This is a genomic window from Halobacillus kuroshimensis DSM 18393, assembly GCF_000425705.1.
Classification (GTDB): Bacteria; Bacillota; Bacilli; order Bacillales; family Halobacillaceae; genus Halobacillus; species Halobacillus kuroshimensis.
The window spans coordinates 470,340-496,064 of sequence record NZ_AUDY01000009.1 but is presented as its reverse complement, the minus strand read 5'-3'; the positions used below and the strand labels follow the sequence as shown (position 1 = coordinate 496,064).

Below are 25,725 nucleotides of genomic sequence, written 5' to 3'. Positions count from 1 at the left end.
CTCGGCGATCTCGGACCACTCGTTCTTCCGCAGGAGTGGAAGGGGCACCGCTCCTTGGGAGTTCTTTAACATCGAAAAAGACTCTCCTTCACTTAGCTCACCCTTGCTGGATGGAGAACAATCTTTTTCATATTCCGGCCGTCAGCCGTCATCAGCGCCTGTTCTTTCCCTTGCTCTTTTCCACGCAATCGGTAATAGCGCAGCCCATGCCTTTCTTTTGAATCTGCGAATCTGCATTGGGCGCAATCTCTCTCCTCTATATTCTACATCGGCACGAGGAGCTTATCGGTGGTGACGCCTGCGGGAACAGCGCGAGCCGAAGATCCACTTGGTCAATGGTTTTCTTGACCAAGTCAGCTGAGGTTGTGCCCGCGGCAAGCATCCACCGTTAAGCGGAACGTGCCCCGCTCAACACGACATGCGGAGAACTCTAACTGGATAACACGGTTTTTTCTACAGCCTGAGTCCACTGTTCTAAAAGCAGGGGGCTTTTTCTTAAGAGGCTTTTCTTTTCAGGGTTTGATGGGTATACCACACCTTCAGCCGCTCAGCAAATTCGTCCGGGACATCGTTCATAATCGTCTCGCGAACAGGGTTGGCCCGATTGATCAGCTTGACCGAAGCCAACCCTGATTTCTGCTGCACATAATTTCGGGAAACTTCCAACTCTATCACCTTGCTTCGCTTGGAAAGATACAGCGTTTTTGTAAATCCCCCTGCCTGGAATTGAATGAACGTATCATCCATTTGGAATCGGCTGTGAACGTACCCTTGGATCCGGGACAGGACAATGATGACGAAAAGAGCTGAGGAAAACGCCCACCAAGGCAGATCGATAAAGAACGAGCCAGGTTTGAAGAAATACAATCCCGCGGTTACCGCCACCCATATCCAGCTGGGACGTAACAGGCGTAGATAAAAGGCCCGGCGTGGCAGCCTATCCATATTCCCAAGCACCCGGTAATCGGGAAGCACCTCATGAACTAGGCTGTAGGCGCGTTTCACTGGAAAAAACGGATAAACAGATGTTACTTCCTCCTCCCCTTCATTTTCACCGGCAATGACCAGTTTTAATGATGCAAAACCGAGAAGCCGCTTCATGAGGGACTGCTCAATTAAGACAGCCTGCACATGATCTTTCCTCACAGAAAGATAATCCTGCTCCCAGGCCCCCTTCGTGATGAAAATCCGTTCAAACGTCGACGCCAGCTCATATTTTCCGTATTTCTTATATGTACGAACAAAGCCAAGCCCAACACCAATCACAGTTAAGACGGTAAGGGCTCCGACGATCATTCCGATCGATGACAAAAGGCTCTCGAACAACCCATCCACCTGTTTTTCAAAATGAAGATCCTCTGCATCAGAGAGCCGGGACCCCGCAAACGGAATAACCGCAAGAAAGCTGAGCGATGCAAGAGACGCCTTGATAAGATCCTTTTTCGTCGGCTTGAAATGAATTGTTTTCTCATCACCTATAACCCTTGGTTCCTTTTGATCAACGGGGGTCGCCGCTTCTGCCCGTTCTACTTCTTCCTGCTCATGATTATCCTCCTGAGCATTCTCTTGGTCTTGCTTTTCCAGAAACGTTTTCCTTTCAAAATCAGGCTTCTCCTGTTGGACGCGCTGTTCCATGGACGAAGCTTCCGATGGTCTTAAAACATCAAATCTAACAGTACCGTCACGGCCCTCCGCGCTCGTCTCCAATGTCAACGAAGTCATTCCAAGCAGACGATGCACCCATGTCGTTTTTCTTTTCACCTGCTGAATTTTTGAATAGGGAATCGTTTTTGTTGATGTTGTAAAAAGTTTCGAGGTCACAACAATAGCGGAAGGCAGAATCTCATACGTTTTTGTATACCATTTGACCGGAATATATAGTGCCGAACAGATAACGGCTGCAGGAAGGATGTACCGGCCATAGGTGAACAACCATGCGCTTGAATCCGCTTTTAATACAAAAGCCAGAAAGAATAAAGGAACAGTCGTCTTGATCAAGTGGATGTAATCATGAAGCATGGCCATCGGGTGATACCTGTTTCTGCCGTCTTTGATCATGCGTCTTCCTCCTCGACGTTGGAGTATAGAGCGATCTGCTGCCGCAGTTTCTGCGCCTCTGCTTTCGGAAGAGCAGGAATCACGTGCATTCGGCCAATGGTACTGACTTCCACAGACGAGAGGTTGTATTTTTTCAACAGGGGACCTTCATTTGTGGAAACAGACTGGACCTTCGTCATCGGAATGACTTTGTATTCTTCTTTTAAAGCCCCTGATTTAACATACAGGAAATCTTCATTGATTCCGTAACGCCATTGCTTTTGTAATAATTTCACTTTAAACACAGCCCAGATCATACCCATAACCGTTAAACCAACAAGGCCGTACAAAATCCAGCCGGCCCAGACCGGCCAGGAAAATATCCGGTCCAGAATAAACAAAACGATCAGTACAGCTGTTCCGATGATATTCTCAATGACTTCCTTCCATATCCACACTTTTATACTGTCTTTGGATAACTGCCGTAATGGGGGTTCCATGATCACTTCCATAAGGTATGCACTCCTCCAATTTTTCCTTTATCTTCCTATACGTTGAAGGCTCCTTTTCGTTTCACTCTTCTTTAAAATCCTGTCTCTCCATTGAATAATTTGATATAATTTAGTCGATTTACGTAAGCGGTTTACTCTATTACGCGGATAAAGGAGTTTGGCTATGTATACAGATATAATACGACTATCCCCGATCTTTAAGGAAAAAGTGTGGGGCGGCAGTTCTCTACATACGAATTTTGATTACGATATTCCAAGTGATCACACAGGCGAATGCTGGGGAATCGCTTCCCACCCTAGCGGATCCTCCACGATTACGAACGGACCGTTGACAGGCTGGACACTGATGGACGCCTGGAAGGAACATAAAAAAGAATTGTTCAATGAGGACAACGATGAGAAGGCCTTCCCTCTTTTGATTAAGATTCTGGATGCCAATGATGATCTATCTGTCCAAGTGCACCCCAATGACGCCCAGGCGCACGAATTGGAAGATAATGAGGCCTATGGGAAAACAGAATGCTGGTATATTGTGGATTGTAAAGACGGTTCTGAAATCGTTCTCGGGCATCATGCAAAAACGCGAGCGGAATTGGAGGACTATATTGAAAAAGGGGACTGGGATGGACTTCTGCGAAGAGTACCTGTCAAACCAGGCGATTTCTTTTTCGTTCCCGCTGGCACGATTCACGCCATTGGTGAAGGGATCGTCATTCTGGAAACCCAGCAGAACTCCGACACCACGTACCGCGTCTACGATTATGACCGCCGGGATGACCAGAATCAGACGCGTGAACTGCATTTAAATAAAGCAGTCGAGGTCACCACCATTCCAGATGAAAAGCAGGAGAACGCATTTTCTTATCAAAATGTGCATGACCTCTCGATTACGACCTTGACGGAAAATGACTTTTTCTCTGTGTTCCATCTTGATCTTGATGGCATCTATGAAGGAAGCAGACCGGCGGATTATCTTCTTGCCACGATCATTGAAGGAGAAGTCACGTTCACAGGAAAAGACACCCATCTTCTGAAAAAGGGCGATCACTTTATTCTTCCTTACGAACTGGAAAACTTCAAATTGGAAGGAACGGCGAAAGCCATCGTTTCTTATCCCAAATAAAAATCAGAGGGCCTGTGGCCCTCTGATTTTTATTTGACTTCTTTTAATAACTGATAGGCTTCATCGGTTGATGTGACCTGTAATAGTTGTTCCCTGTATTGATCATCCATTAATTTTCTGGACAGCATCTGTAGAATTTTCAGATGCTGGGTTCCTTCACTTTCCTTCGGTACAACAATCATGAAAATCAGCTTGGCTTCTGTGCCATCAAGGCTGTTCCAGTCGACACCATCCCTTTTCACTCCGAAGGCGACGCGTGGTTCTTTCACAGCGGTCGATTTGGCATGCGGAATGGCAATGTTCATTCCGATGCCTGTGGATCCTTCCGCTTCGCGTTCTAAAATCGCCTCTTTAACATCGGCGCGGGACGTCAAGACATTTTCTGCTGCAAGAAGATCAATCAACTCATCAATGGTCTGTTCCTTTGATTCTGCCTTTACGTTCACTTGAATCAGATTCTTATTCGTGAGCGAATGAAGGTCTGCGTTTTCCTCTTCCGGCTGCGGTTGTCCTTTCACGGCCGGTTTTTCCTCTTTCACCGTTTCTTCTGCCGCTGGCTGCGTCGGAACTTCCGCCAACGCAGGTTCTACAGCTGCTTCTTTTTTCAAAAGGTTCACGGTAATCGCTGTTACAAAACTACCTACGATAATGGCCACGAAGAACATGAGGACATTATCCACAGCACCAAGCACACCGACAATCGGTCCGCCATGGGCAACACGGTCACCCACTCCGCTCATCATGGCGATAACAGCTCCGACCATGGCACCGATCATGTTACTCGGGATGACACGGAAGGGATCCTGCGCAGCAAATGGGATGGCTCCTTCTGTAATTCCAAAAAGCCCCATCGTAAAGGATGCCTTTCCTGTTTCTACTTCCGTTGCTGCAAACTTCCTTCGATTCAAGAAGGTAGCGATTCCCATACCGATCGGTGGTACGGCGATAGCGACGGCAATCGGCCCCATAATTTCATAGTTTCCTTCTGCAATCATGGCTGATCCGAAGAGGAAGGCTACCTTATTGACAGGTCCTCCCATATCAAAAGCAATCATGCCGCCTAAAATTAAGGCCAGAAGAATGGAGCTTGTTCCCTGCATATCCTGCAGCCACGTTGTCAACGACTCAAAAATCTGGGCGACCGGTGCACCTACGATCGTTACGAAGATCAATCCGACGGCTAGGGAAGCAAGCACTGGAATGACAATGATCGGCATAATCGGCTGGACGACACTCGGGACTTTGATTTTCTTAATCCAAAGAGCAATGTAACCTGCAAGAAAACCAGCAATGATTCCTCCAAGGAAACCAGCTCCGGCTTCACTGCCGTAAAAGCTTCCGTTCATGGCGATGTACCCGCCAACCATACCCGGCGCAAGACCCGGACGGTCTGCAATACTCATGGCGATAAAACCAGCCAGGATCGGTACCATGAAGCTGAACGATGCCGCACCGATGTTTTCAATCGTCTTCCAGAAGGAATCTTCCGGGATTTGAATGCCTTCTGGTGTAGATGTACCGCCAAGGGTGAGCGATATGGCAATCAACAGTCCTCCGATGACGATAAACGGAATCATGTAGGAAACGCCGTTCATCAAGTGGCGGTAAAAAGCATTCTGCCCTTTCCCACCGGCCGCGTTTCCAGCATCTTCATTGGAGCGCTGACCACTTTCTTCATGGACGGATGCCTGACCGTCGACAATCCGCCGAATCAATGTTTCAGGAGCGTTAATCCCCTGCTGGACGCCGACGGCTACAAGTGGCTTGCCGACAAACCGCTCTTTATTGACTGTTTTATCAGCCGCAATGATCACCCCGTCAGCTGCATCGATGTCTGCCTGCGTAAATTCATTTTCCACCCCGATGGACCCCTGGGTTTCAATCTTTATATCGATGCCCATCGCATCGGCCGCCTTCTGCAGGTTTTCTGCAGCCATGTACGTATGGGCGATGCCGTTGGGACATGATGTAATCGCTAGAATTTTCATAAGCTTCCTCCTCTTGTTATCGCTTACTTATACTGTAGCAGACAATAACAGAGGAAAAATTTTTATATCTTCCACAGGCTGTGGTACTTATGGATTATTGTGAAGCGCATTCATAAATGCAGCGGCATCTTTCTGTTCAGCCAGCTGCTTTACAAAAGAAGGGTTCGACGTCAACGTGTGGATTTCCCTGAACAACTGCCGGGCTTCCTGTGTGTTTTCATATTTCATCGCAAGAAGCAGAACGACAAGCACAGACTCACCATCCCATTCCACAGGTTCAGGAAAGGCGGCCACTGCAATGGCGGAGCTGTTCACGTCTTCCACCTGTCCATGAGGGATGGCGATTCCGCCGCCAATGGCTGTAGAAGACAAGTATTCCCTGTGCAGACAGGATTGAGGGTAACCTTCTTTCACATACCCCTTTTTCACAAGCAGGCGGGAGAGATTCTCAATCACTTCATATTTCGACAACCCGGACTGGCCCGTTTGAATGAGAAAAGGGGACATACTCTGAAGCAGAAGGGATTCTTTCCCCCTCTTTCTATCAGAGGTTCTCCCCTGCTCCAGCTGCTTGATAAGACTCTTTACAAGTGATTGGTCCTCCGCTTCAAATAACGGTGAAACGACGACAGCAGGAATGCCCAGTGCTTCGACCGGCACTGTAGAGATAATTCCGTCTACACGATGCTCCTTTGTGAACGAACGCAGCCGGTGTGCCGCAATACTGCCGTGAATATGGATATCCGGAAACAGCTTTTCCATCCGGGCTGCCAGCAGCTGTGAAAGTCCCATCCCCATATGACAGACGATCACCACTTCCACTTTTTCCTTTTTCACGGTCGCCTTTCTTTCCAAAGCCGCCTGGAAATGCAGTACCAAATAGGCGGCCTCCTCTTCCGGAATCGGGTAGAGCAGTTCTTCCTTGTGCTGGTCTAAAATCCAGACAAGCGTGTCAAAAAGGTATGGATACTTTTTTTTGATGGTCATCAGCAGGGGATTAGAGATGGACAACCCGTAGGAAAGGCGGGCCAGCGTCGTTTTCAGATGCACATATAAATGATCACGCAGGACTTCGTCTTCTTCAAAACGGTACCCGGTCTGGGCCGATGCTTCTGTCACCAGCCAGTCGATAATGTTGGAAATTTCTTCGGGAAGCTCCGGTGTAAGACCTTCCCTGGAAGCCGCATGAGTTTTGGCACTTCTCAGATGCATGGTCAAATAGAGGACTTCCTCCCTTGGGAACGTCATCGCAAAAACACCCTCCAGACGGTTACACATTTCTTCCGCCCACGGAAATTCTTCGTGGGTCCGGATGGATAGAACATCCTCTTCCGGCAGCGAAATGATCTGACCAAGCTGAACCCTCTTAATCATAAAAGCGGTATGGAGAAGCAGGGATTCGAGGGCTGCGTCTGTAAAGTCGACCTGGTGTTTTTCCTGAAGGGCTGCCAATTCGTGCTGAATCGTCCGGATGAAGAAGGAATCAAAAAGAACCTTTGTTACATCTTCAGCGGGGCCTTCCAGTGAAGAAAGTCCTGTCACGGCCTGACGGATCTGTTTTTCCTCTCCGGAAATATAGACCCCGATTTTCTGCTTGCAGACCATTTCCAGATGAAAAGGGCGCAGCCATGTTTCGATTTCATCCAGAATATTTCTGACAGCGGTATGGGAAAGGTAGTAGTCTTTCCGCAGCTTCTGGATGGTGACCGGGCGTGGAGCGGACAACAGGTCAAAGGCGATTTTCGTCCGGAGAGAACGTTCGTGCGCTTCATTTTGAGGAAAGGAATGATGGAGATGGTCGATCAACAGGGCGTTGTCAGCTTCTTTAATCGCTAGCCGCACCCCGCGGCCGGCTTTTTTCTCAATAACACCCGTCCGGCCCTGCTCGTCCAAATAATCCTGAACTGCCGGCAGATGATTTCGAATGGCTTTATCTGAGTATCCGAGAGACTCCGCAATCTTACCCGTCGGGATGAACGTGTTCGGAATCCCGGTAAAATAGTGGAGGATCTGCTGTTGAATTTCCTTCATAGGTATGTTCTCCTTTGCCTCTTTTTTCAAATGGGTTGAAAGGGATAGACTACCTTTTATTCTACATCGTTCGTGACATTTTGACTACTTTCGACATTAATGACAAAACCCTCTCCATTTAGGAGAGGGCGGTCTTCCGAAAAGATTATCTACATTTTTTTAATGGATGTATGAAAGGTAACCATTTATCTTGTTCCATTGAAAATCCATCGGGGATTTGAAGACAAATACTTGGTGAACAGCCTCTTATCCAAAGAACAGCGTTATCATATACCTCTTTAAGTCCTGGAACGTTTTACTCTTGATTAATCTTATTCCAAGTTGTATAACTTCTCTTGTCAGAGAAAATCTGCGGATGTCACGAGGAGCGTTCGGTGGTGACGCCTGTGGGATCAGCACGAGCCGAAGATCCACTTGGACAGGTGATCTTCCTGTCCAAGTTAGCTGAGGCCGGGCCCACGGCAAGCATCCACCGATAAGCGGATCGTGGTCATCCACATGGCAGATAAGCAGTTGAGTGCGTCTAAACTCTTTTCAAAAGAGGAGAGGGGTGTTCAGGTATTCAAAAAGCTCTCTTCCTCGACCCACATTTTTTGTTTCCACGCCATCTCCCAGAACATATACTCCAGCTTACTCGTATGAATAAAGATCTCTTCGAGGTGAGCTTTTTCCCTTTCCGGAAGTCCGTCAGCCAGCTCGTTGATTAATTTTTTCAGGGAGGAAGCAAGCTCAGAAAATTCGTCGGACGCATACATCTCAATCCAATCGCCATAAAACTCGTGCTTTTCCCCTTGATTCTGTTCGGCAAGGTGAAGGCCGATCACGTTGTAGCTCCATGTGCAGGCCAGTACACAGGCCGCCACCTCAGCCTCTGATCCTTGATTTGCCTTGTTCAGCATATAGCTCGTATAAGCGAGGAGGGTGGCAGAAGGTTTTGTCTCCTCCAGTTCCTCCCGGCTGATGCCGATCCGTTCCGCATAGTTCCGATGCAGTTCCATTTCCTCACTTAAAGTGGAATGTAGCAGTTCAGAGAACATCGTCATTGTATCCAGGCTTTTCGCCTTAACGGAACCAAGAGCAAACACCCGGCAGTAATCAATCAAGTACAAATAATCCTGGCGCATGAAAAATTGGAATTTCTCAAGTTCGAGCGTGCCGTCCCCAATCCCTTTGACGAATGGGTGATCGAGGTAGGCTTCCCAAATCGGACGGGCACTTTCGTATAAACGGTCTGTAAACATTACGCTTCCTCCTTGTCATCTGTCTGTTGAAACCAATCGTACAAAAAAGCCATCATCGTTTTCGTATAATCCAACAGCTGTCTCCTGTCCAGCGACTCATTTACCGCATGCGCCTGATCGAGCGTGCCTGGGCCGTAGAGAATCGTCGGGATCCCTGCTTCTGAGAGCCACCCTCCATCTGTCACAGTCGGAGACATGGACGTTTCCGCCGGCGTACCGTGGATGGTTTTATGGGCCTGTTGGAGCTGCTGTACCCCTGGATGAGCAGGATCAACAGAAAAGGCGGGGAAAATTTCTCCGCGGTCCTCAATCATGGACGTTCCTCCCCATTTGAATTGAGGGGCATGGTTTTTCAGCCATGGATCGGCCTGGGCGGCAGCACGGACATGTGCTTCAATTTCTTCGATCACATCGTCGTAATGCTCTTCTGGATAATAGTGCACGGTAATCCATAAAGCACAGCGGTCGGCGATAAAAGCCGCGTGCCTTCCACCTTCAATGACAGCAGGATTGATTGTCGTCGATCCAGGTGGAAAGCCCGGACTCGATTTCGTAACCGCCCAGTGCCGCTCCAATTCCTGCAGCGACTGGATGATTTTCATCATTTTTTCAATTGCCCCTGCTCCGTATCTTCCTCCACCGGCATGAATGATCGAACGGCGTTCCGCGTCGTGGAAGGTTTCCGGACTTTCTATCGTAATCCATCCGGTAATGACGCCTCCCTGCCCCTGAATGGCACAGTTACTCGTATCGGCTACGATGGCTAAATCTGCATGATACCCTCTTTCTCCACAGGATTTTGTTCCTGCTTCTCCGACCTCTTCACCGACGACGGACTGCACATGAAGATTGCCGGCCGGCTCGATTCCCGCTTCATGGAGCAATTTGAGTGCAAACAGAACAGCCGCCATTCCACCTTTCATATCCGCCGTGCCGCGACCGTACAAGCGGTCGCCCTTCAAGGTCAGTATAAAAGGATCATGCTCCCACGATTCCCCTTCATCCAGCGCAGCCACATCAATATGACCGTTTAAGATGAGACTTCTGCTGTGTTCCCGATTAGTTCCTTTTTTCGTTCCGACGACAATCGGATCACCGGGATACAGTTCCCATGTGTCTATTTCAAAATCCATCCGGCTTAAATATTCTTCTATGTACTGTTGTGCTTCCGCCGCATTTCGGGCTGGAGGGCTTAACGTCGGAAAGGCGACCAAATCCCCTAGAAGCTGGTGCATCTCCTCTTCCTTTTCCTCCACTCTCTGCAGCAATTCCTCTAACTGAATCATCGTACTCTCTCCTTCCATGTAAAAAGCCCGCCCCTTCGAGAGAAGGAGCGGGCTTGATCATCATATAAGAAAAGATCAATCATCGACCGCTTCACTTCCCTCCGCTGGTATGAGCCAGATCAGGTTGTAAGGGTCAAAGCTTCTGCTTTTCTCAGCCCGGTCATCAGGGCTCCCCTAGTGAAACATGCTATAAAACTGTTATTTTCATTACAACATAGGCGTCTGGAAAGGACAAGTCCTGTTCAATCGCGAAATGTAAACGGATGACGTATAGAACAGGAGGCATTGGATGAACATCAAAAAAGACGATTTAACAGGTGCGGAAGTACAAGCATTCATAAAGGAACACCTTTTCAATATGACCCTGCACTCCCCGCCCGAAAGCATCCACGCATTGGATATAGAAAAATTAAAGCAGCCCGGCGTGACCTTTTGGACAGCCTGGGAAAAGGGAGAGCTGGTGGGAATGGGAGCGTTGAAAGAACTCCATCCGGCGCACGGAGAGATCAAGTCGATGAGAACGGCCTCTTCCCATTTAAGACGAGGCGTCGCCCATAGAATGCTCCAACACATCATAAATGAATCCAGTGACCGAGGGTATACACAGCTCTTTTTAGAAACCGGGTCTCAAAAGGCGTTCCATCCGGCTGTCCAGCTGTATAAGAAGTTCGGGTTTATTTTCTGCGATCCTTTCGCCGGCTACAAGGAAGACCCGAACAGCTTATTTATGACACTGAAACTAACGGATACTATAATACATAGCCGCGATGACCGCAACGGATAAGAGGACAGCCGCTGTCAGACTCCTCTTTAGGAAAGAAGCAGGAATTTTTTTAACGAGCGTGTAGGTGATTGGAAAAATGAAACTGATCGGTATGAGATACAAGCTTAAGAACATCGTAAAGACAGCCAATAACACAGCTAGAAGTGGCCCAATTAAAAGATACAGGCCCCACTCAATAAAAAAGCGTCCCAACGACAGCTGACTGCTTAAACGATCGGCTATGAAAGACAGGGGGAGGGCAAACACAGCATGCCCCAAATAGATGTTGACTAAATTAAAATGTAAGTTTCCTACCAGATTGCTGTAATCCGATGTGAGATAAATAGAAACCAATAAAGCTGTTACAAAACTGCTGATTAAGGCAGCAAGAAATTTCCGCATCGTACAGGCTCACTTTCATGTTGTTTTATTTATGTAGGTAAAAGAAGCGCAGGTTCCGATTATGGGTGGGTCTGTTCTGTTTCCGCAGGCTTCATCAAATGCTCGTCGTGACCTCACCACATGACCAGGTTGCAGTATAGGCGTTGGCGGCGCCTATGGATCAGGGTAAGGCGAATGAGAGGAGGAGAGTCCTTTTTTCTATAGGGATAGAAAAAATTATCCGCCCAGAGATATGGTCTCAAAGACGGCTTCTTTTCCGTTTTCATAAATCCTCAAGATCTCATAACTTTTATAACCGTCGACTCTGTAGAAGCGTTCGGATTTAAGCGAACCACCAGCGCCGGCCTCTGTCTTGTATAACAGGTTCAGCGTATCTTCTTCTGCCCGCACTTCGAAGGATGTATAATATTCCGCCCCTTCGCCCTGTTTTGTTCCGTTCAAATAGATATATACTATATTCTGATCTCCGTCTTGGAACATATGATTTCCATGTCTATTTTTTACCGTTTGAAAATAGGACAACGCGTCCCCTGGAAGATCCTTTTTCCCAATTTCAGAGAAGGACCATTCCCTTTCACTTTGGCACGCTGTCAGGAATAAAACAGATAAAAGCACCAATAGGATTCCCTTCAAAAGCAAGCCCCCTTTTACACTTTCTCTGCTATTCTATCATTCCTGGATGGCCCCTGAAAAATCCATTTCACATGGAAGGTAAGCGTTGATCAAATCGATCAGCTTATATAACATAGTTGACTTATCGGAATTATTGCATTTTAATAGCACTAATAGATTTTTATCGAACGACCAGTGAATGAAGATGGAGGGAAATATGATGAAGGAAGCCTATCCGGTTATTGATGGTGCGGAATCGTTGTTTTTTGAAGGAAATGATACAGGGGTACTGCTCTGTCATGGCTTTTTAGGAACGCCCCAGAGTCTGAGAGAGGTGGCAGAAGGGCTGGCGGATCAAGGTTATACCGTATCGGTGCCAAGACTTCCAGGTCACGGAACGCACTATAAAGACCTGGCTTCCTGCTCGTTTTCCGATTGGTATATGCAAATCGAAACCGCTTATCTTCAACTGTATTCAAGGTGCAGGGAGGTGTTCGTCATCGGTCAGTCGATGGGAGGCACGCTGACCCTGGACCTCGCTGCTCAATATCCCGGCATTTCCGGCATTGCGTTAATCAACCCAGCTATGTATATTCCGGCGCTCTCCCATCTGGAACAAGCTTCCGAGCCCTTTTATATAGAGGAAGGAAAGCCTGACATCAAAGATCCTGGTGCTGTGGAAATCACCTATACCCAGACACCGTTGACCGCTTACCAGGAACTGTTGAAGTATATGAAGGTCGTCAGAAGGAAATTATCCGGCATTCGATGTCCAATCACCTGTTTTGTGTCCAGCGTTGACAACGTCGTTCCACCAGAGAATACCGATTACATCCTTAGAAAAGTCTATTCAAACAGCGTATCGAAATACGTCTTGGAGAATTCCTACCATGTCGCCTCGATGGACTACGATAAGGATCAAATCATCGATGAGCTGCTTTCCTATCTAGAGACGCGCACCTCCATCAAGCATCGAAAAAAGGTCAGCCCATAAAAGGCCGGCCTTTTCAGGTTGTGGAGACTAAAGGACACGAGAAGCGTTCGGTGGTGACGCCTGCGGAAACAGCGTGATCCGAAGATCTACTTGGGCAGGTGGCTTTCCTGCCCACGTTAGCTGAAGCCGTGCCCGCGGCAAGCATCCATCGATAAGCGTAATGTGACCGTTACCCTCACAAAAAACACACTTGATGACCAATACATGTTCAAGAAACTGAAAAGGCCAGCCTATAAACGGCTGGCCTTTTCTTATTTACTCCAGAGTATTTTCAATATCGTACTCCTCCATTTTCTCCTGCATCCAAAGGTTGTACTCTTCACTGACTTTGGATTGGTATAACGTCTCACCAATCTCCTTTTCCACTTCATCATAAACCGCATCCTGCGCTTCGGTATGATTGGTCACTTCAATGATATGATAGCCGTACTCCGTCTCAACGATATCACTGACTTCCCCAACTTCCATCGAAAAAGCGGCTTCCTCAAAGGCTTCGACCATTTCACCTTCACTGAACGCTCCAAGATCGCCTCCTGATGCCACCGTCGTATCATCAATGGAATATTCAGCCACAAGATCTTCAAACGCCTCATCATCCTCCAGTTTCGTCAGCACTTCCTCTGCTTCCTCTTCCGTCTCGGTCAGAATATGGCGTGCGCTTACCTGCTCCGGTACATTATAGCTTTCTTTGTTTTCTTCGAAGTAGGTTTCCTTTTCTTCATTAGTGATGGAAATTCTCTCAGCAAGCAGCAGATCAACAGCTAAGTAATCTTCAATATCCTTCTCTACGTCAGCAATCGTCATCCCGCTTGCTTCAAGGGTGGACTGGAAGGCTTCCTCACCACCGTACTGATCATAGTACACATCCAGTTCTTCCTCCACAGCTTCCTGACTCACCGTAATGTCATTGTCTTCTGTTTCCAGTTCAACGATTTTGTTGGTAATCAGCGTATCCAGCGTTTCCTGACCGTACTGTTCCACCAGCGTATCATACAGCTCCTCCTTTTCAATGTCTTCTCCGTTCACGGAAGCTACACTTTCCTTCGGATCCATACTCAGGCTCAAAATAATCAGGAGGACAGCGGAAACCGCGACCACTCCTCCCAGCAGCATTTTTTTATTCATCTCTTCAAAACTCCTATTCTACTCATTGATTTGTTCCGTAAGGGTCACATTTACCGTCTGCGAATGTCCATTGCGGTAAAATTCCACAACGACAGTGTCGTCTGCGCTCGTTTCTGTATATAAATATTTTCTCAGGTCCGTGCTGTCTGAGATTGCCACTCCATCGATAGAAGTCAGCACATCTTCAACCTGCAGGCCTGCTTTAGCAGCCGCCGATGTTTCATCGACAGAGGCGACAATGACACCTTCTTCGGTTCCCTCCGGCAGTGACGTCCGGTACTGGGCAGGCGCCTCATTGACGCCGACGACACCCACGCCGAGGTAGGAGCGGTCCACCTGACCATCTTCACTCATGTCCGCAATCAGCGTTTCCACATCATTACTCGGAATCGCAAAACCAAGCCCTTCCGCATCGGCATCGGCCATTTTCAAGCTGTTGATTCCGATCAGCTCACCCGAGGCATTGATTAACGCACCCCCGCTGTTCCCCGGACTGATGGCGGCGTCGGTCTGAATGACATCAAGATCCCACTCTCCAGCAGACGTCGTTACAGAAATCGTCCGGTCGACCGCACTGACAATCCCCTGAGTGACCGTCCGGGATAAGTCCAGTCCGAGCGGGTTCCCGATTGCAAGGACGCCCTCGCCTGCACGGACGGAATCGGAGTCGCCGAAGGCCAGCGGTTCGATACTATAGCTCCCTTCTATTTTCAAAACGGCGATATCCGTAAGCGCATCGGCGCCAATGACTTCTGCGGAGGTGGTTTCCCCATCAAAAAGTGAGATGTCCACTTCCGAGGCCCCTTCAATCACATGGTTGTTCGTCACAATAAAAGCGGCATCATCCTCCACCTTATAAATGACGCCCGAGCCTGTACCAGCCTCCTTTACTTCCTCTGCCGAAGCAAACGGCGTCTGCTGGTTCGTCAAGTTGACGACACCGACAATCGCTTCGGAAGCTCGCTCTGCAACATCCGCTGTAGACAAGGCAGACGTTGTGGATAAGGTTTCTGTCTCACCTTCCACCGACTCTTGAGACGCACTGACCGTTTCAGATGTCTTCGGCAGTTCTTCCAATTGAGAAACGGTTCCTAATGTAAGTGCGGCCCCTAAAATCCCTGATGATAAAGCGATACCGGTTATTTTTAAAAGTGATGTCTTCTGTTCACTCATTCCGCTCCCTCATTTCCTTTGATCTGATTACACTATAAGTCTTGAATGTGTCAGGGAGATGTCAGAGCGTAATTCAGTGGACATAAAAAAACAGCCCTCACCTTTGGGAGAGGGCTGGGAATCATTTCTGATACGAAAAGCATCATCCATTGATAAAACTCACACATTCAGGGAGGAAAAGGATGAAACAAAACATAACCCCCCCCCCCCGTTAGAATGATCGACCGATTGGGTACTTCTAAATTCATGATTACCTTCCCTTTATGTGGCAATCTAGAGCGGATCTACACAGATCTGAACACTGTCTTCTTCCTTCCACACCTTTGACACTGATATACAGCTCTGGACTTTATTTCATCATCCCAGCCGATTTTCTCATACTTGTGCAAGCCTACCCTGCAGAAAAGGCTCGTTTCTTCTTTAGCTGAAATCGCATAAAAAGCCAGGAAACCCAACCCTGTAATAGAAAAGAGCCAGGGTGTATAAAAAAGATCCATACCTGATTGAAACCTAAGGATAAACAGCACGACTCCGATAAAAAGAATGATGGAACCTAATGTATTTAATGATCGTTTCATTTCCTCATTCCTAACTTCAACAGTGGTTTTCATAAAGGGCTGATTAATGTAATCATGTGTAAAGCTATAAAGTGATTGTCTTTGTCGCAACTCTCTTTTTAAATGCTTGATCATGCTCGACAAAAAGCATTGTAGGTTGAAACCTTTCAATAAGATCCTCAATCTGCATACGGGAATACATATCAATAAAATTTAAGGGCTCGTCCCAGATGTATACGTGAGCTCTTTCACACAAACTTCTGGCTACGAGCAGTTTCTTCTTTTGACCTTCTGAAAAAGTGGATAGATCTTTTTCAAATTGCACCCGTTCAAAATCCATCTTACGTAAAATGGCTTTAAGTAACGGCTCGTTGATATTGTTTTCTTCTATAAAACCGGATAAACTCCCCTTAAAATCAGAAGCATCCTGCTTCACATAGGAGATGATCAGTCCTGAATTTGATATGATCGTTCCCGTGTGCTGGACGGACTCTCCTAAGATCAGCTTTAAAATACTGCTTTTCCCTGTACCATTTTTACCATCGAACACGACTCGATCTCCCTGATTAACAGTAAAACTAACCGGTTGATTGACTTTGGCATCGTTATACATAACGGTTAGCTCTTCAACATGCAGAAGTTCCTTCGACTTAAATTTCAACGGCTCTAATTTTAATGACTCGCTGGTTTCCACATTTTTAAGGAGTGTTTCCTTCTCTTCCAAAGCTTTCTGCTGCCTTGCTTCTATGTTTTTTGAACGCTTCATCATTTTTGCTGCCTTATGGCCGACATATCCTTTGTCGATTTTAGAACCAGAGTTGGTCGTGCCATTTTTAGAAGCTTCCTTTTTATGAGACCAGCCAGCTGAGCGCTTTGATGATTTTTTCAGCCTGCTTATATCCTTCTTAAGCCGTTCATTGACCGCGTCCTCCAGTTCCTGCTGACGGTCAAAGTTCAGCTTCCATGAAGAGTAATTTCCGGTCTGAACCTCGATATCCGCTTTGTTGATCGATAAGATATGATCCACACATCCATCGACAAAGTTTCTATCATGGGAAATTAATATAAAGCCCTTTTTCTTATTTAGATATTGAGCAACGATTTTTCTTCCCTCTATATCCAAGTGGTTGGTCGGCTCGTCAATTAATAAAAACCGGCCTTCATTTAGGAAAAGAGCTGCAAGCAGCACCTTTGTCTGCTCACCATTTGATAACGTATCAAACGGCCGGTACATAGCCTCTGCATCAACATTCAACAGCGAGATTTCCCGGAAGAACTCCCAGTCTTCTGCTTGTGGGCATATGCCTTCCAGCACTTCATGAGTGACTTTCCTTTTATCCGCAACGGGAGTAGGAAAATAGTTGAATTCCACAGAAGAAATGATTTGACCGCTATACTCGTAATTTCCTAACAGGAGGTTCATGAATGTTGTTTTCCCCCTTCCGTTCCGACCAATAAACCCCAGTTTCCAATCAGTATCTATTTGAAAGCTTACATTTTCAAAAATATTGTCAAAGCTGCTTGGATATGAAAAAGTCAGGTTCTGAACTTGAATCATCGACATCTTTTTTCCTCCTTTACATATTCAAACACACATCTACTTCCGTACAGACGACTGAAATAGATAATGAAATGTAACCAACTATGAGAGGAATAAAAAATCCTCCCAATAATCATTGGAAGGATTAGTCAACGTACATCACGATAAACCAACAAATATGCCAATAGAAAACAGCATATGGAGGTTACGACTGATTTTTATAAATGAATAGACTAATCCTATATTTTAGTGGTATTCGAAACCATACACTTTAATAAAATATAGATTAGTTAATCATTTGGAATCATCAGTCCTTTCTGTTTTTTCCATCGTACCACTTCTTTTTTTCAAACACAATAATCCTATTCTTATTCCTAATACATGTGTAGCATCAAAAGATATATATCGAACAAAAAAATTATCATACTACCTTTATGTTATTTATATAACTATGTTTCGTTCAATTCCTGCCTCAATTTAAATATAATTTCTTCAATGAAGATAAAAAATAAAGTTCTGGTTTTCTCAAATGCCATCAAATTTTCATCTTGAGCGAATTTTGTTAAACGGAAGATATAATCTGCATCAAAATCACGTGTATTTATATGCTCTTCCAGTATTAACATGATTTGAGCTCCTTTATCTCTCATGGAAGTAAACAAATTCCTAAAAGATGAGAAAGTTCCTGTGACTGATAACACTATTAATAAGGTATTCTCATCGGCTAAACGTCCAGCATATTCCTCATTTTGAGTTACGTAAATATTTTTTTTAGTTAATGTTCCAAGTTTGTAAGCAAAATACTCGCCACAGATATATGAAGGACCTAAGCCATAGATAATCACCTTATCAAATTGCGTAAAAACAGCCATGAAGTCATCAACTATTTTGTCATCATAATGCTCTAAAAATTGCATCAACCGCTCAATTTCGTTTGATTTCTGTTTCATTTTAACAGCAGATTCGTCTCCACTAAAGTATAGTTTGTATTGTTTAAAATTCTCAAATCCCAATTTCCTGACTAGCTTTGATACTTTAGAAGGGGATACCTCACACAACTCAGCTGCTTCCACAATTTTCAAGGCATTGTCTGAAGCGGCGGTTTCTGACAATGTATTGTGTATCCTCTTCTCTAGTGAAGTTAATTTTTCTGTTCTTAGTTTCAACATTTCTCTAGAACTCCTCATGTTTTCGTTTGTATGGTAGTACAATAATTACTGGTCATTCAAAATATGACGAAGCAGCTATTCATTATATTTTATTTTATTACCATTATTAAATAGAAGAATTTGCAAATTTATTCAAGCATTCAACAATAATTCTTGATAATAAATTAACTTCTGATTTGACATGTTCTATTCAATTTCTAAAGTATATGTACAAATCTATCATGTTAACTAGCTCTATAATACCCGTATTAAACTAAATGTTGATATAGAACATATTAACTTAAAAGCAAACATCATTTCACACCTTTATAAAAAAAGGCAACCTGCTATTCTCAAAAATATAAAGAGAGTAACGGATTGCCTATAAACTTATTCAGCTTTCCATATTATTGAGAGACCGCTTCTTTTTCTTGATTGATCGCTTTATTATTAATCATCTTTCTAAAATTGACTGTGAAAATAATAGCTATTACACCTGCCAATGCACTAAAGATAAAGTAAGCATTGTATCCATTGGATTCACCAAAGCTGGTCATTAATCCACTTACAACCAATGGTAATAGTATATCCGGTAAATAGCCAATGAATGAAATTAACCCTATTGATAAACCCAGGGATCTCTCTTCAATTTCACAATCCCCTAACAATGACCAGTACAAACCTCTAATAGAATAAACAGATAAACCGATTAAAATGATCATTGCATAGAAGAAAGTATTTGGGATACCCGACGGTAGTAAGGCCGTAACTATTAAGACAATTGTCGCTAAAACCAAAGAAAAAGTTAAAACTAGACTTCTTCCTAGTTTGTCACCTAAAAAGCCGCCCAACACACCTCCGATGGGCCTCATCCATAGCATCACTACAGTAATTACACCTACGGCAGAAGCAGATACACCAACACTAACTTCCAAGAATCCCCCTACGTAATATACAGTCCATGCAACAATATAAGCCATAAAAATAATGCCACCCATTAACAATACAGATTTATTGGTAAGAACCTCTTTCATGACTTCGAGATTTATGGCAGACTTTTTATCTGATTTCTTATTTTTATTGTCATTTACGGATGGTTTTGAATTTGGTTCATCGACTTTCACGAACATCAAGATTAAGATTGAGACTAGTATTAATACACCAGAATACATATAAATTACTGAAGTTAATGCATCTTGCTTATCTGCAGTTGCCGTGCTGCCACTTAAAACGGTTGAGAAAATTGAAACCGCAATACTTGCGAGAACCGCTTCAACAATACCTTTTCCTCCATCCAAAATACCAAAGAAACGGCCTTCCTCTTCTTTTTTAGAAATCAGCTTGACTAGTTTCAAATGTGCTGACCAAAAAGTCAACACAGAGAAAATTCCCCAGATAATAAAAATCAATATGACTATTGGATAACTAGGAACCTGAGCAAACCAAATTCCTGCTAAACCTACAGCAAAAAGGGATAGAGACAGCATCTTTTTGGCTGAAAACCTGTCTGCCAGCCAACCACTTGGAAAATAACCGATTACATAGGCAATACCCAGAGCTGAGAGAATCAAATTCAAGTCAGATAGACTTAATCCGTACACTTCCAGGATAGTTTCCTGGTAATTCGTTCTTAAATAGATTAATGGAAAAATAGAACCACCTGCTAATACAATAAGAGAGAACTGAAAATACCTTTTCAGGTTGTTCGTTTGCATATTTTTCACTCATTTCTTATTTAAAATATAGAATAAGTAAGTTTCAAAACCTCATCAGTATGGGGTCTTACATTTTTCACAACCGTCTCATTTATTTTGTTATATAATTTATGATTTTCCATATTGGGAATAAAAGTTTTATCAGTCTTTATCATATTTTCCATAGCTTCTGAAAAATCTTCGTACCTATTTAAGTAACAGCAAGTACTTATTGCAGCACCTAAACAAGCACTACTATTTCCTAATCTTCTATGAACTGGTAAACCGAATAAATCAGATATTATCTGCATGATTACGTCACTTTTGGATCCTCCGCCTGTTACGACAATTTCACTTATATGGGAGTCTATTTCTTCCAGCATGTTATCAATGTTATTCTTAATATTGAATGCAATCGCTTCCAAAATAGACCGATATATGTGATATCTGGTATGCCTATCATCAAAGCCAATCATCAACCCTTTCCTATAAGGATAATCAGGACTTGTTAACCAATCCAGGATTGTGATTAATCCCTCACTTCCTGCTGGAACTTCTTTAGCCTTTTTATTTAAGTAATCCTCTTCGGTCAAGCCGAACTTAGAAGCATTAGAGACCAATTCTTCTCCTATCAACTTCTTAAACCAAGTGACTGTCCACATTCCGCGCCGTATTCCATTGGATTCATATGCATATTTGTAAGGAATAGCCGAAAGTGTAGGGAAAAAATTGTTTGCGTTTTCATAATCATTGTCCCTAATGAGCATGGAAGATATATATGTCCCTAATGAAATCATGATTGAGTTTTCATTCTTTATCCCGGCTCCCAATGCTTCGACAGCCTTATCATTGGAGGTAGCAATGACCGGGATACCTTCTGCTAACCCGAAGTTATTGGCTATTTCTTTTCGGATATAACCTAATTTTTCTCCTGGTTTTACAAGATCGAAGAGCATGCCTCTATTTAAACCATTAGCTTCCATTTCGTAATCATCTGTAGACCACTCTAATGATTCTCGATCCAACGGCCAGTTCACTTCATAGTTTCCGGCTGTATCAGTAAATTCTCCCGTCAGTTTAAAACCCAGGTATCCGGAGGTAGATGTAACATAATGCACTTGGTCATTTTCATGTTTATAAGGTTCTGCTAATCGCTCATCCATCCAACTCAAAACAGGGGAAGCTAGCGAGCCATTTTCTTTAAGCAAGACGCGACAGCTGCGAATTGTACAGAGTCCGATTCCTTCGATAGATTTCCGATCTCCATCAAAATTATTCAAGCAATTCTCTATCGCTTGATAAACACTATCCCATAAGTCATCATCAGGATGGAGTACGACTCCTGGATTTGGAGTCAAAGGATCTTTTAGTTGACATGAACCAAATGCAACTTCTGTGCCTTCCATGTCAAACAGAATAACTTTAGTACTTTGTGAACCATTATCGATCCCTAAAACATATCTATTTTCAATCATCATAACCATGCCTTTCTTCACCAAATTAGCCCTCCTTAGATAAGAAATAACCAATCATTCTAAATCATGGTGTTTTCTTCACTAAGGAGGGGATTTAATTCTACTACTACATAACAATCAAACAATATGCATACAAAAGTGTTTTATTTTAAGACCTAATGAATTTCTTTATTTCACTTTCTTGTGGAAAAATTGTTCCGTGATTCATGATCCCTTTTGGATCAAAAGCTTCTTTCAATTTCTCCAACATATAATAGGCGGAACCATGTTCTGCTTTCGTCCACTCTGAACGATACTTGCCTATTCCGTGATGGTGACACATTGAACCACCACATTTCAAAGTTTCTTCTATGATAATTTCATGAATGGGGTGGTGATAGACTTGCATTTCATCTTCTGGCGCACAATTGATCGTGTAGTTATAAACAAAATACATGTTTGTTCCATTAAGGTAACTGTGAGAAGAGTGGCCTCCGAGCATCGTTAACTCATCTGCTCTGTCAAATTCATTTCTAATTCGATGCATAACGTTATTATAAATTTTTATAACGTTCTCCCAATCAGCAGAAACTTCTGTTGTAAAACCATCATGTGAATTGTGGTCTTTCATTTCGTTAATTTCTTCATCAATTCTGCTTTGATCCCAATTAAGATTAATAAACCAGTTTTCAATATGTGAAGAGTCTACCTTCTCAAAGATATGAGAGTCGAACTTTTCAGCTGCTTCCTCAATAGCTCCATTAGTAGCCTTTACAATACCTTCTGGACCTTCTGTCATAAAAATCAACACGCATTTGTCTTTATAGAAATGATTAAAATGCTGTCTCGCATCTTCTTCGGAATACAATCGAGCCACAGACGGTTTGAAACCATTGACCATAACTTCTCTTAAAACTTTTAATCCAGCGTCCATGTTTTCAACGAGATATCCATAGTACGTGTTATTTTCAGGGTAAAATTTGAATATTTTAACTGTTACTTCCGTGATATAACATAAGGCACCTTCATTCCCAATAGCAATGTGACGAATATCCGGCCCCCCAGATCGCCGTGGAACATTTTTCACTTTTGAAACTTGTCCTTCTGGGAAGACACATTCCAATCCAACCACCATATCTTCAATCGCTCCGTATAAAGTAGAAAATTGTCCGATGCTCCTTGTGGCTACTAATCCTCCCAATTGAGCAACAGGTTTGGATTGTGGAGAATGTCCAGTTGTATAGCCCTGTTTACGCAATTCATCTTCCAAAGTTTGTAGTTTTACGCCTGACTGAACAGTGGCTTGCATGTTATATGGATCTATTTTGATGATTTCATTCATTCTGGACCCGTCGATGACTACTGTCTTGTCTTTCCAGTTTTCCAATCCGCCTTCTGTAGCTGTTTTTCCACTCCTTGGAATAACATTAATATCATTCTGATTACAGTAAGAAATGAGCGATTTTACTTCCTCTGTAGAATGGGGGTAAAGAATAGCAATCGGCATAGGTACATCCAGAACATTCTTAACTTTGGCATATTTCTTATATCGATCTGCTGATGCATCATATAGTTCCTCTGTTTCTGTGACTATTTGCTTTTCCGTTAGTAAAGATTTCAATTCATCAATTGTACTTTCAACAGTTTGGTTGTTCATAAGTTCAATCTCCTTTAATAAAAATATTTTTTAAGTGCTTTATCTGACTAGATAGCCACCATCAACAGTTACTAAAGTTCCGTTCACATAATTAGAAGCATCAGATGCTAAATATACAATTGTACCCATTAAGTCAAGTATATTTCCCCATCTATTTGCAGGAATATGATCAAGAACGCGTTGGTTTGTCTCTGAGTTTTCTCTCGTTGATTTTGTAACATCCGTTGCAAAGTACCCTGGGGCGATTCCGTTTACTTGAATATTAAATTGAGCTAATTCATCACAATAAGCTTTCGTAAATCCTGCCAATCCATGCTTAGTGGATGCATAAGCCGGGGACCATTGACCCCCAAGAAAAGAAAATAATGAACATGTATTAATAATTTTTCCACTTTCTCGAGGAATCATATGTTTGGCTACTTCACTAGCTAATTCAAATGGAGCAGTCAAATTAACAGAGACCATTTTATCCCACTGAACTCTAGTATATTTTGTTACATCAGGTTCATTGATTCCTATTCCAGCATTATTCAAAAGAATATCCACTTTTCCAAATATTTCAATACATTTATCAACTAGGTCCCTGCATACGCTATCCTTAGTGATATCTGCAATTTCAAGGTGATAATTTACACCCTCTGCTTCAATTAAGTTCTTAGTTTTGTCATCATCTTTTTCCATACTGACAACAAAAACATCTGCTCCTGCTTTTGCAAGTGCAAGAGCAAAGCCTTGACCTAGCCCTGAATTGCCTCCCGTAATCATAGCTACTTTCCCTCTTAGACTGAAGAACTCCATTTTAAAGTCAGTAATCTGATAACCTTCCATGCTCATTGACCACAACTCCTTGGATAAAAATTCTTAATATTATGTTAATACGGATCATTGAGGAAAACAAGCTTTTTTAGAGAAATTTTCTTAATTTATTAGATTATATAAAAATAAAGGAAAATTTTCTTTTATTAAGCCCTGTATAATAATGCCTTCTTAAAGCATGATGTTAGTCGCAGAATTATCCTTGTAAGACTTTCAAAGAAGCCAATAAAAAAACGTTCACTTTCCCTAATACGGGCAGTGAACGTTTTAAAGGTAAAACAATATTCCTCATCTTTTTATTAAAAGAACCCGACCGAACTTTCATGTGTCGGCGGTTCCACGAATACAAGACCGAGCTCATAATGCTCTCCTTCATACATCGCCCGCTGCACATAACGGTTTTCGCCCCACTCATCGCGCACTTCAATTTTTGTAAAAGCACCAGTATTTTGGAGCGCTTCATAAAACTGATTCTCGGTACGGACCGGGATGCTGTTCACCCGTTCAATAAGCTCACCAGGGAAAAGGCCCATCTGGTCAGCCGGGCTCTCCGGAATCACGCCCAGGATACGGACACCTTTTGGCGTCGATGTGAAAAACGGGGTTTTATTCTCTCTTGACCGGTGGCGGAGATAAATCCATTCCCGCCCAATCAAGGCGAGCGCAAATACGACAATCGAAAGAATTTCTAAGAAAAAGCTCCCTACAGCCAGCATAGTAAGGAAGAAAGCCAACAGGAACGTATGACGACCGATCGCTTTGGACGCCATTTCCGGGGACTGGCCGCGTACGAGCCACTCCGCCCCGAGAACGAAAGGAATGAGAATGACGCCGTACGTGTCGCCACCGACAGGAATGACCGGCCACCACGAGGCGAACGGCTCAATCACGCCACCCGGAATAAGGGAAAAGAACGGAACAACCGTCATTCGTTTCCCCCTATGCTGCCCGATCCACAGGCCCCTCCGTCCTTTCGTCCGCTCAGGGTACGTATGGGAAGGGGAGGTTTTCAGCAGCAGTAACCCCTCTCTGACCAGCAGGAGGCTCAACAGCAGCGCCACCATCGGAAGGGAGGTATCGAACAACGTCTCCATCCAAGGATGGGATTTCCAGCTTTCCGGCAGAAACGGCATCAGTAAAAGGACAAGCCCTGTAACCCCGAGCGTGTAGGCGGGAGAATACCACGACAGCCGTCCCGTGAGGCTCACAAGCAGCAAAATGGCTGCTGAGAGAAAAAGAAACGGGTAGGAGACTGTCAGTCCAGCTCCTACACCGATGATACTGATGACGAGTCCTGTGAGAAGCGACACACTCCACGTCCCTTTCCATTCAGAAAAACGGTCGAATACCCGTGTTCCGAACATGCGCCTCTCTTTTTTGATTCGATTTGCAGATACCATCACACTCATGATGAGAGCAATGTATAAAAAAGGCAGGAAAAACAGTCTGCCCGTTCCTTGAAGAATTTCCATAAACCAAGCGCCCAACACGATTCTCCTTTCCAACACTTCACCAACAGGTCTGATCGTACGAAAAAATCCGCAGTCTTCGACTACGGATATATTTCGTCAT

Annotated in this window: 20 protein-coding genes and 1 riboswitch; of the genes, 3 read left to right on the top strand and 17 right to left on the bottom strand. The window is 44.1% G+C overall.

Annotation, left to right across the window (positions count from 1 at the left end; genetic code table 11):
• Window positions 1-495: 495 nt before the first annotated feature.
• Together H615_RS21245 and H615_RS0110375 are read right to left on the bottom strand one after the other, a co-directional pair.
• Window positions 496-2,058: a PH domain-containing protein gene (locus H615_RS21245; RefSeq protein WP_051254669.1), complete on the bottom strand. Its 1,563-nt coding sequence runs from the start codon at window positions 2,056-2,058 to the stop codon at window positions 496-498.
• Window positions 2,055-2,549 (bottom strand): PH domain-containing protein, encoded by a 495-nt coding sequence (locus H615_RS0110375; protein WP_027955085.1) that lies wholly within the window; start codon window positions 2,547-2,549, stop codon window positions 2,055-2,057. Before H615_RS0110375 ends, H615_RS21245 begins: the two co-directional genes overlap by 4 nt.
• A gap of 163 nt (window positions 2,550-2,712) precedes the next feature.
• Here H615_RS0110375 and manA point away from each other — a divergent pair, with 163 nt between their 5' ends.
• A complete protein-coding gene (gene manA / locus H615_RS0110370) occupies window positions 2,713-3,672 on the top strand; it encodes a mannose-6-phosphate isomerase, class I (RefSeq protein WP_027955084.1) in 960 nt (319 codons plus the stop codon).
• A 29-nt stretch (window positions 3,673-3,701) separates the two neighbouring features.
• On the opposite strand, the gene H615_RS0110365 is transcribed toward manA, so the two are convergent.
• The 4 genes from H615_RS0110365 to H615_RS0110350 all read right to left on the bottom strand — a co-directional run bounded on the left by H615_RS0110365 (window position 3,702) and on the right by H615_RS0110350 (window position 10,218).
• Entirely contained in the window at window positions 3,702-5,660 is a 1,959-nt protein-coding gene (locus H615_RS0110365; RefSeq protein ID WP_027955083.1) for a PTS fructose transporter subunit IIABC, read from the bottom strand.
• A gap of 87 nt (window positions 5,661-5,747) precedes the next feature.
• Window positions 5,748-7,691 (bottom strand): BglG family transcription antiterminator, encoded by a 1,944-nt coding sequence (locus H615_RS0110360; protein ID WP_027955082.1) that lies wholly within the window; start codon window positions 7,689-7,691, stop codon window positions 5,748-5,750.
• Between the two features lie 554 nt (window positions 7,692-8,245).
• The gene (gene tenA, locus H615_RS0110355) at window positions 8,246-8,932 is read right to left on the bottom strand and encodes a thiaminase II (RefSeq protein WP_027955081.1); all 687 of its coding nucleotides are present in this window, start codon (window positions 8,930-8,932) and stop codon (window positions 8,246-8,248) included.
• A complete protein-coding gene (locus H615_RS0110350; RefSeq protein WP_027955080.1) occupies window positions 8,932-10,218 on the bottom strand; it encodes an acetylornithine deacetylase in 1,287 nt (428 codons plus the stop codon). Before H615_RS0110350 ends, tenA begins: the two co-directional genes overlap by 1 nt.
• A 79-nt stretch (window positions 10,219-10,297) precedes the next feature.
• A riboswitch (TPP riboswitch) is annotated at window positions 10,298-10,404 on the bottom strand.
• Window positions 10,405-10,507: 103 nt separating this feature from the next.
• Between H615_RS0110350 and H615_RS21240 the strand changes: the two genes are divergently transcribed.
• Window positions 10,508-11,002: a GNAT family N-acetyltransferase gene (locus H615_RS21240; protein ID WP_051254667.1), complete on the top strand. Its 495-nt coding sequence runs from the start codon at window positions 10,508-10,510 to the stop codon at window positions 11,000-11,002.
• Here H615_RS21240 and H615_RS22330 read toward each other — a convergent pair.
• Both H615_RS22330 and H615_RS21235 read right to left on the bottom strand, forming a co-directional pair.
• Window positions 10,958-11,383, bottom strand: coding sequence for a hypothetical protein (locus H615_RS22330; protein WP_156896477.1), 426 nt, complete (start codon window positions 11,381-11,383; stop codon window positions 10,958-10,960). The genes H615_RS21240 and H615_RS22330 overlap by 45 nt on opposite strands.
• Window positions 11,384-11,599: 216 nt before the next feature.
• The gene (locus H615_RS21235; protein WP_035531826.1) at window positions 11,600-12,016 is read right to left on the bottom strand and encodes a hypothetical protein; all 417 of its coding nucleotides are present in this window, start codon (window positions 12,014-12,016) and stop codon (window positions 11,600-11,602) included.
• Between the two features lie 199 nt (window positions 12,017-12,215).
• Here H615_RS21235 and H615_RS0110330 point away from each other — a divergent pair, with 199 nt between their 5' ends.
• Window positions 12,216-12,989: an alpha/beta hydrolase gene (locus H615_RS0110330; RefSeq protein ID WP_027955079.1), complete on the top strand. Its 774-nt coding sequence runs from the start codon at window positions 12,216-12,218 to the stop codon at window positions 12,987-12,989.
• A 255-nt stretch (window positions 12,990-13,244) separates the two neighbouring features.
• Here the strand turns inward: H615_RS0110330 and H615_RS0110325 are convergent, their stop codons facing one another.
• From H615_RS0110325 to H615_RS21225, 9 genes are all read right to left on the bottom strand, one after another.
• A complete protein-coding gene (locus tag H615_RS0110325) occupies window positions 13,245-14,114 on the bottom strand; it encodes a peptidylprolyl isomerase (protein WP_027955078.1) in 870 nt (289 codons plus the stop codon).
• Between the two features lie 18 nt (window positions 14,115-14,132).
• Window positions 14,133-15,287 (bottom strand): S1C family serine protease, encoded by a 1,155-nt coding sequence (locus H615_RS0110320; protein ID WP_027955077.1) that lies wholly within the window; start codon window positions 15,285-15,287, stop codon window positions 14,133-14,135.
• 642 nt (window positions 15,288-15,929) lie between these two features.
• Window positions 15,930-17,408 (bottom strand): Lsa family ABC-F type ribosomal protection protein, encoded by a 1,479-nt coding sequence (locus H615_RS0110310; protein ID WP_027955075.1) that lies wholly within the window; start codon window positions 17,406-17,408, stop codon window positions 15,930-15,932.
• Between the two features lie 425 nt (window positions 17,409-17,833).
• A complete protein-coding gene (locus tag H615_RS0110305) occupies window positions 17,834-18,553 on the bottom strand; it encodes a MurR/RpiR family transcriptional regulator (RefSeq protein ID WP_027955074.1) in 720 nt (239 codons plus the stop codon).
• A 386-nt stretch (window positions 18,554-18,939) separates the two neighbouring features.
• Window positions 18,940-20,247 (bottom strand): MFS transporter, encoded by a 1,308-nt coding sequence (locus H615_RS21230; protein ID WP_035531821.1) that lies wholly within the window; start codon window positions 20,245-20,247, stop codon window positions 18,940-18,942.
• A gap of 20 nt (window positions 20,248-20,267) precedes the next feature.
• Entirely contained in the window at window positions 20,268-21,722 is a 1,455-nt protein-coding gene (locus H615_RS0110295) for an FGGY-family carbohydrate kinase (protein ID WP_244877742.1), read from the bottom strand.
• 127 nt (window positions 21,723-21,849) lie between these two features.
• Window positions 21,850-23,337, bottom strand: coding sequence for an FAD-binding oxidoreductase (locus tag H615_RS0110290; protein WP_027955072.1), 1,488 nt, complete (start codon window positions 23,335-23,337; stop codon window positions 21,850-21,852).
• 39 nt (window positions 23,338-23,376) lie between these two features.
• Window positions 23,377-24,171, bottom strand: coding sequence for an SDR family oxidoreductase (locus tag H615_RS0110285; RefSeq protein ID WP_027955071.1), 795 nt, complete (start codon window positions 24,169-24,171; stop codon window positions 23,377-23,379).
• Between the two features lie 281 nt (window positions 24,172-24,452).
• Window positions 24,453-25,643 (bottom strand): PDZ domain-containing protein, encoded by a 1,191-nt coding sequence (locus H615_RS21225; protein ID WP_244877741.1) that lies wholly within the window; start codon window positions 25,641-25,643, stop codon window positions 24,453-24,455.
• Between the last annotated feature and the right edge of the window lie 82 nt (window positions 25,644-25,725).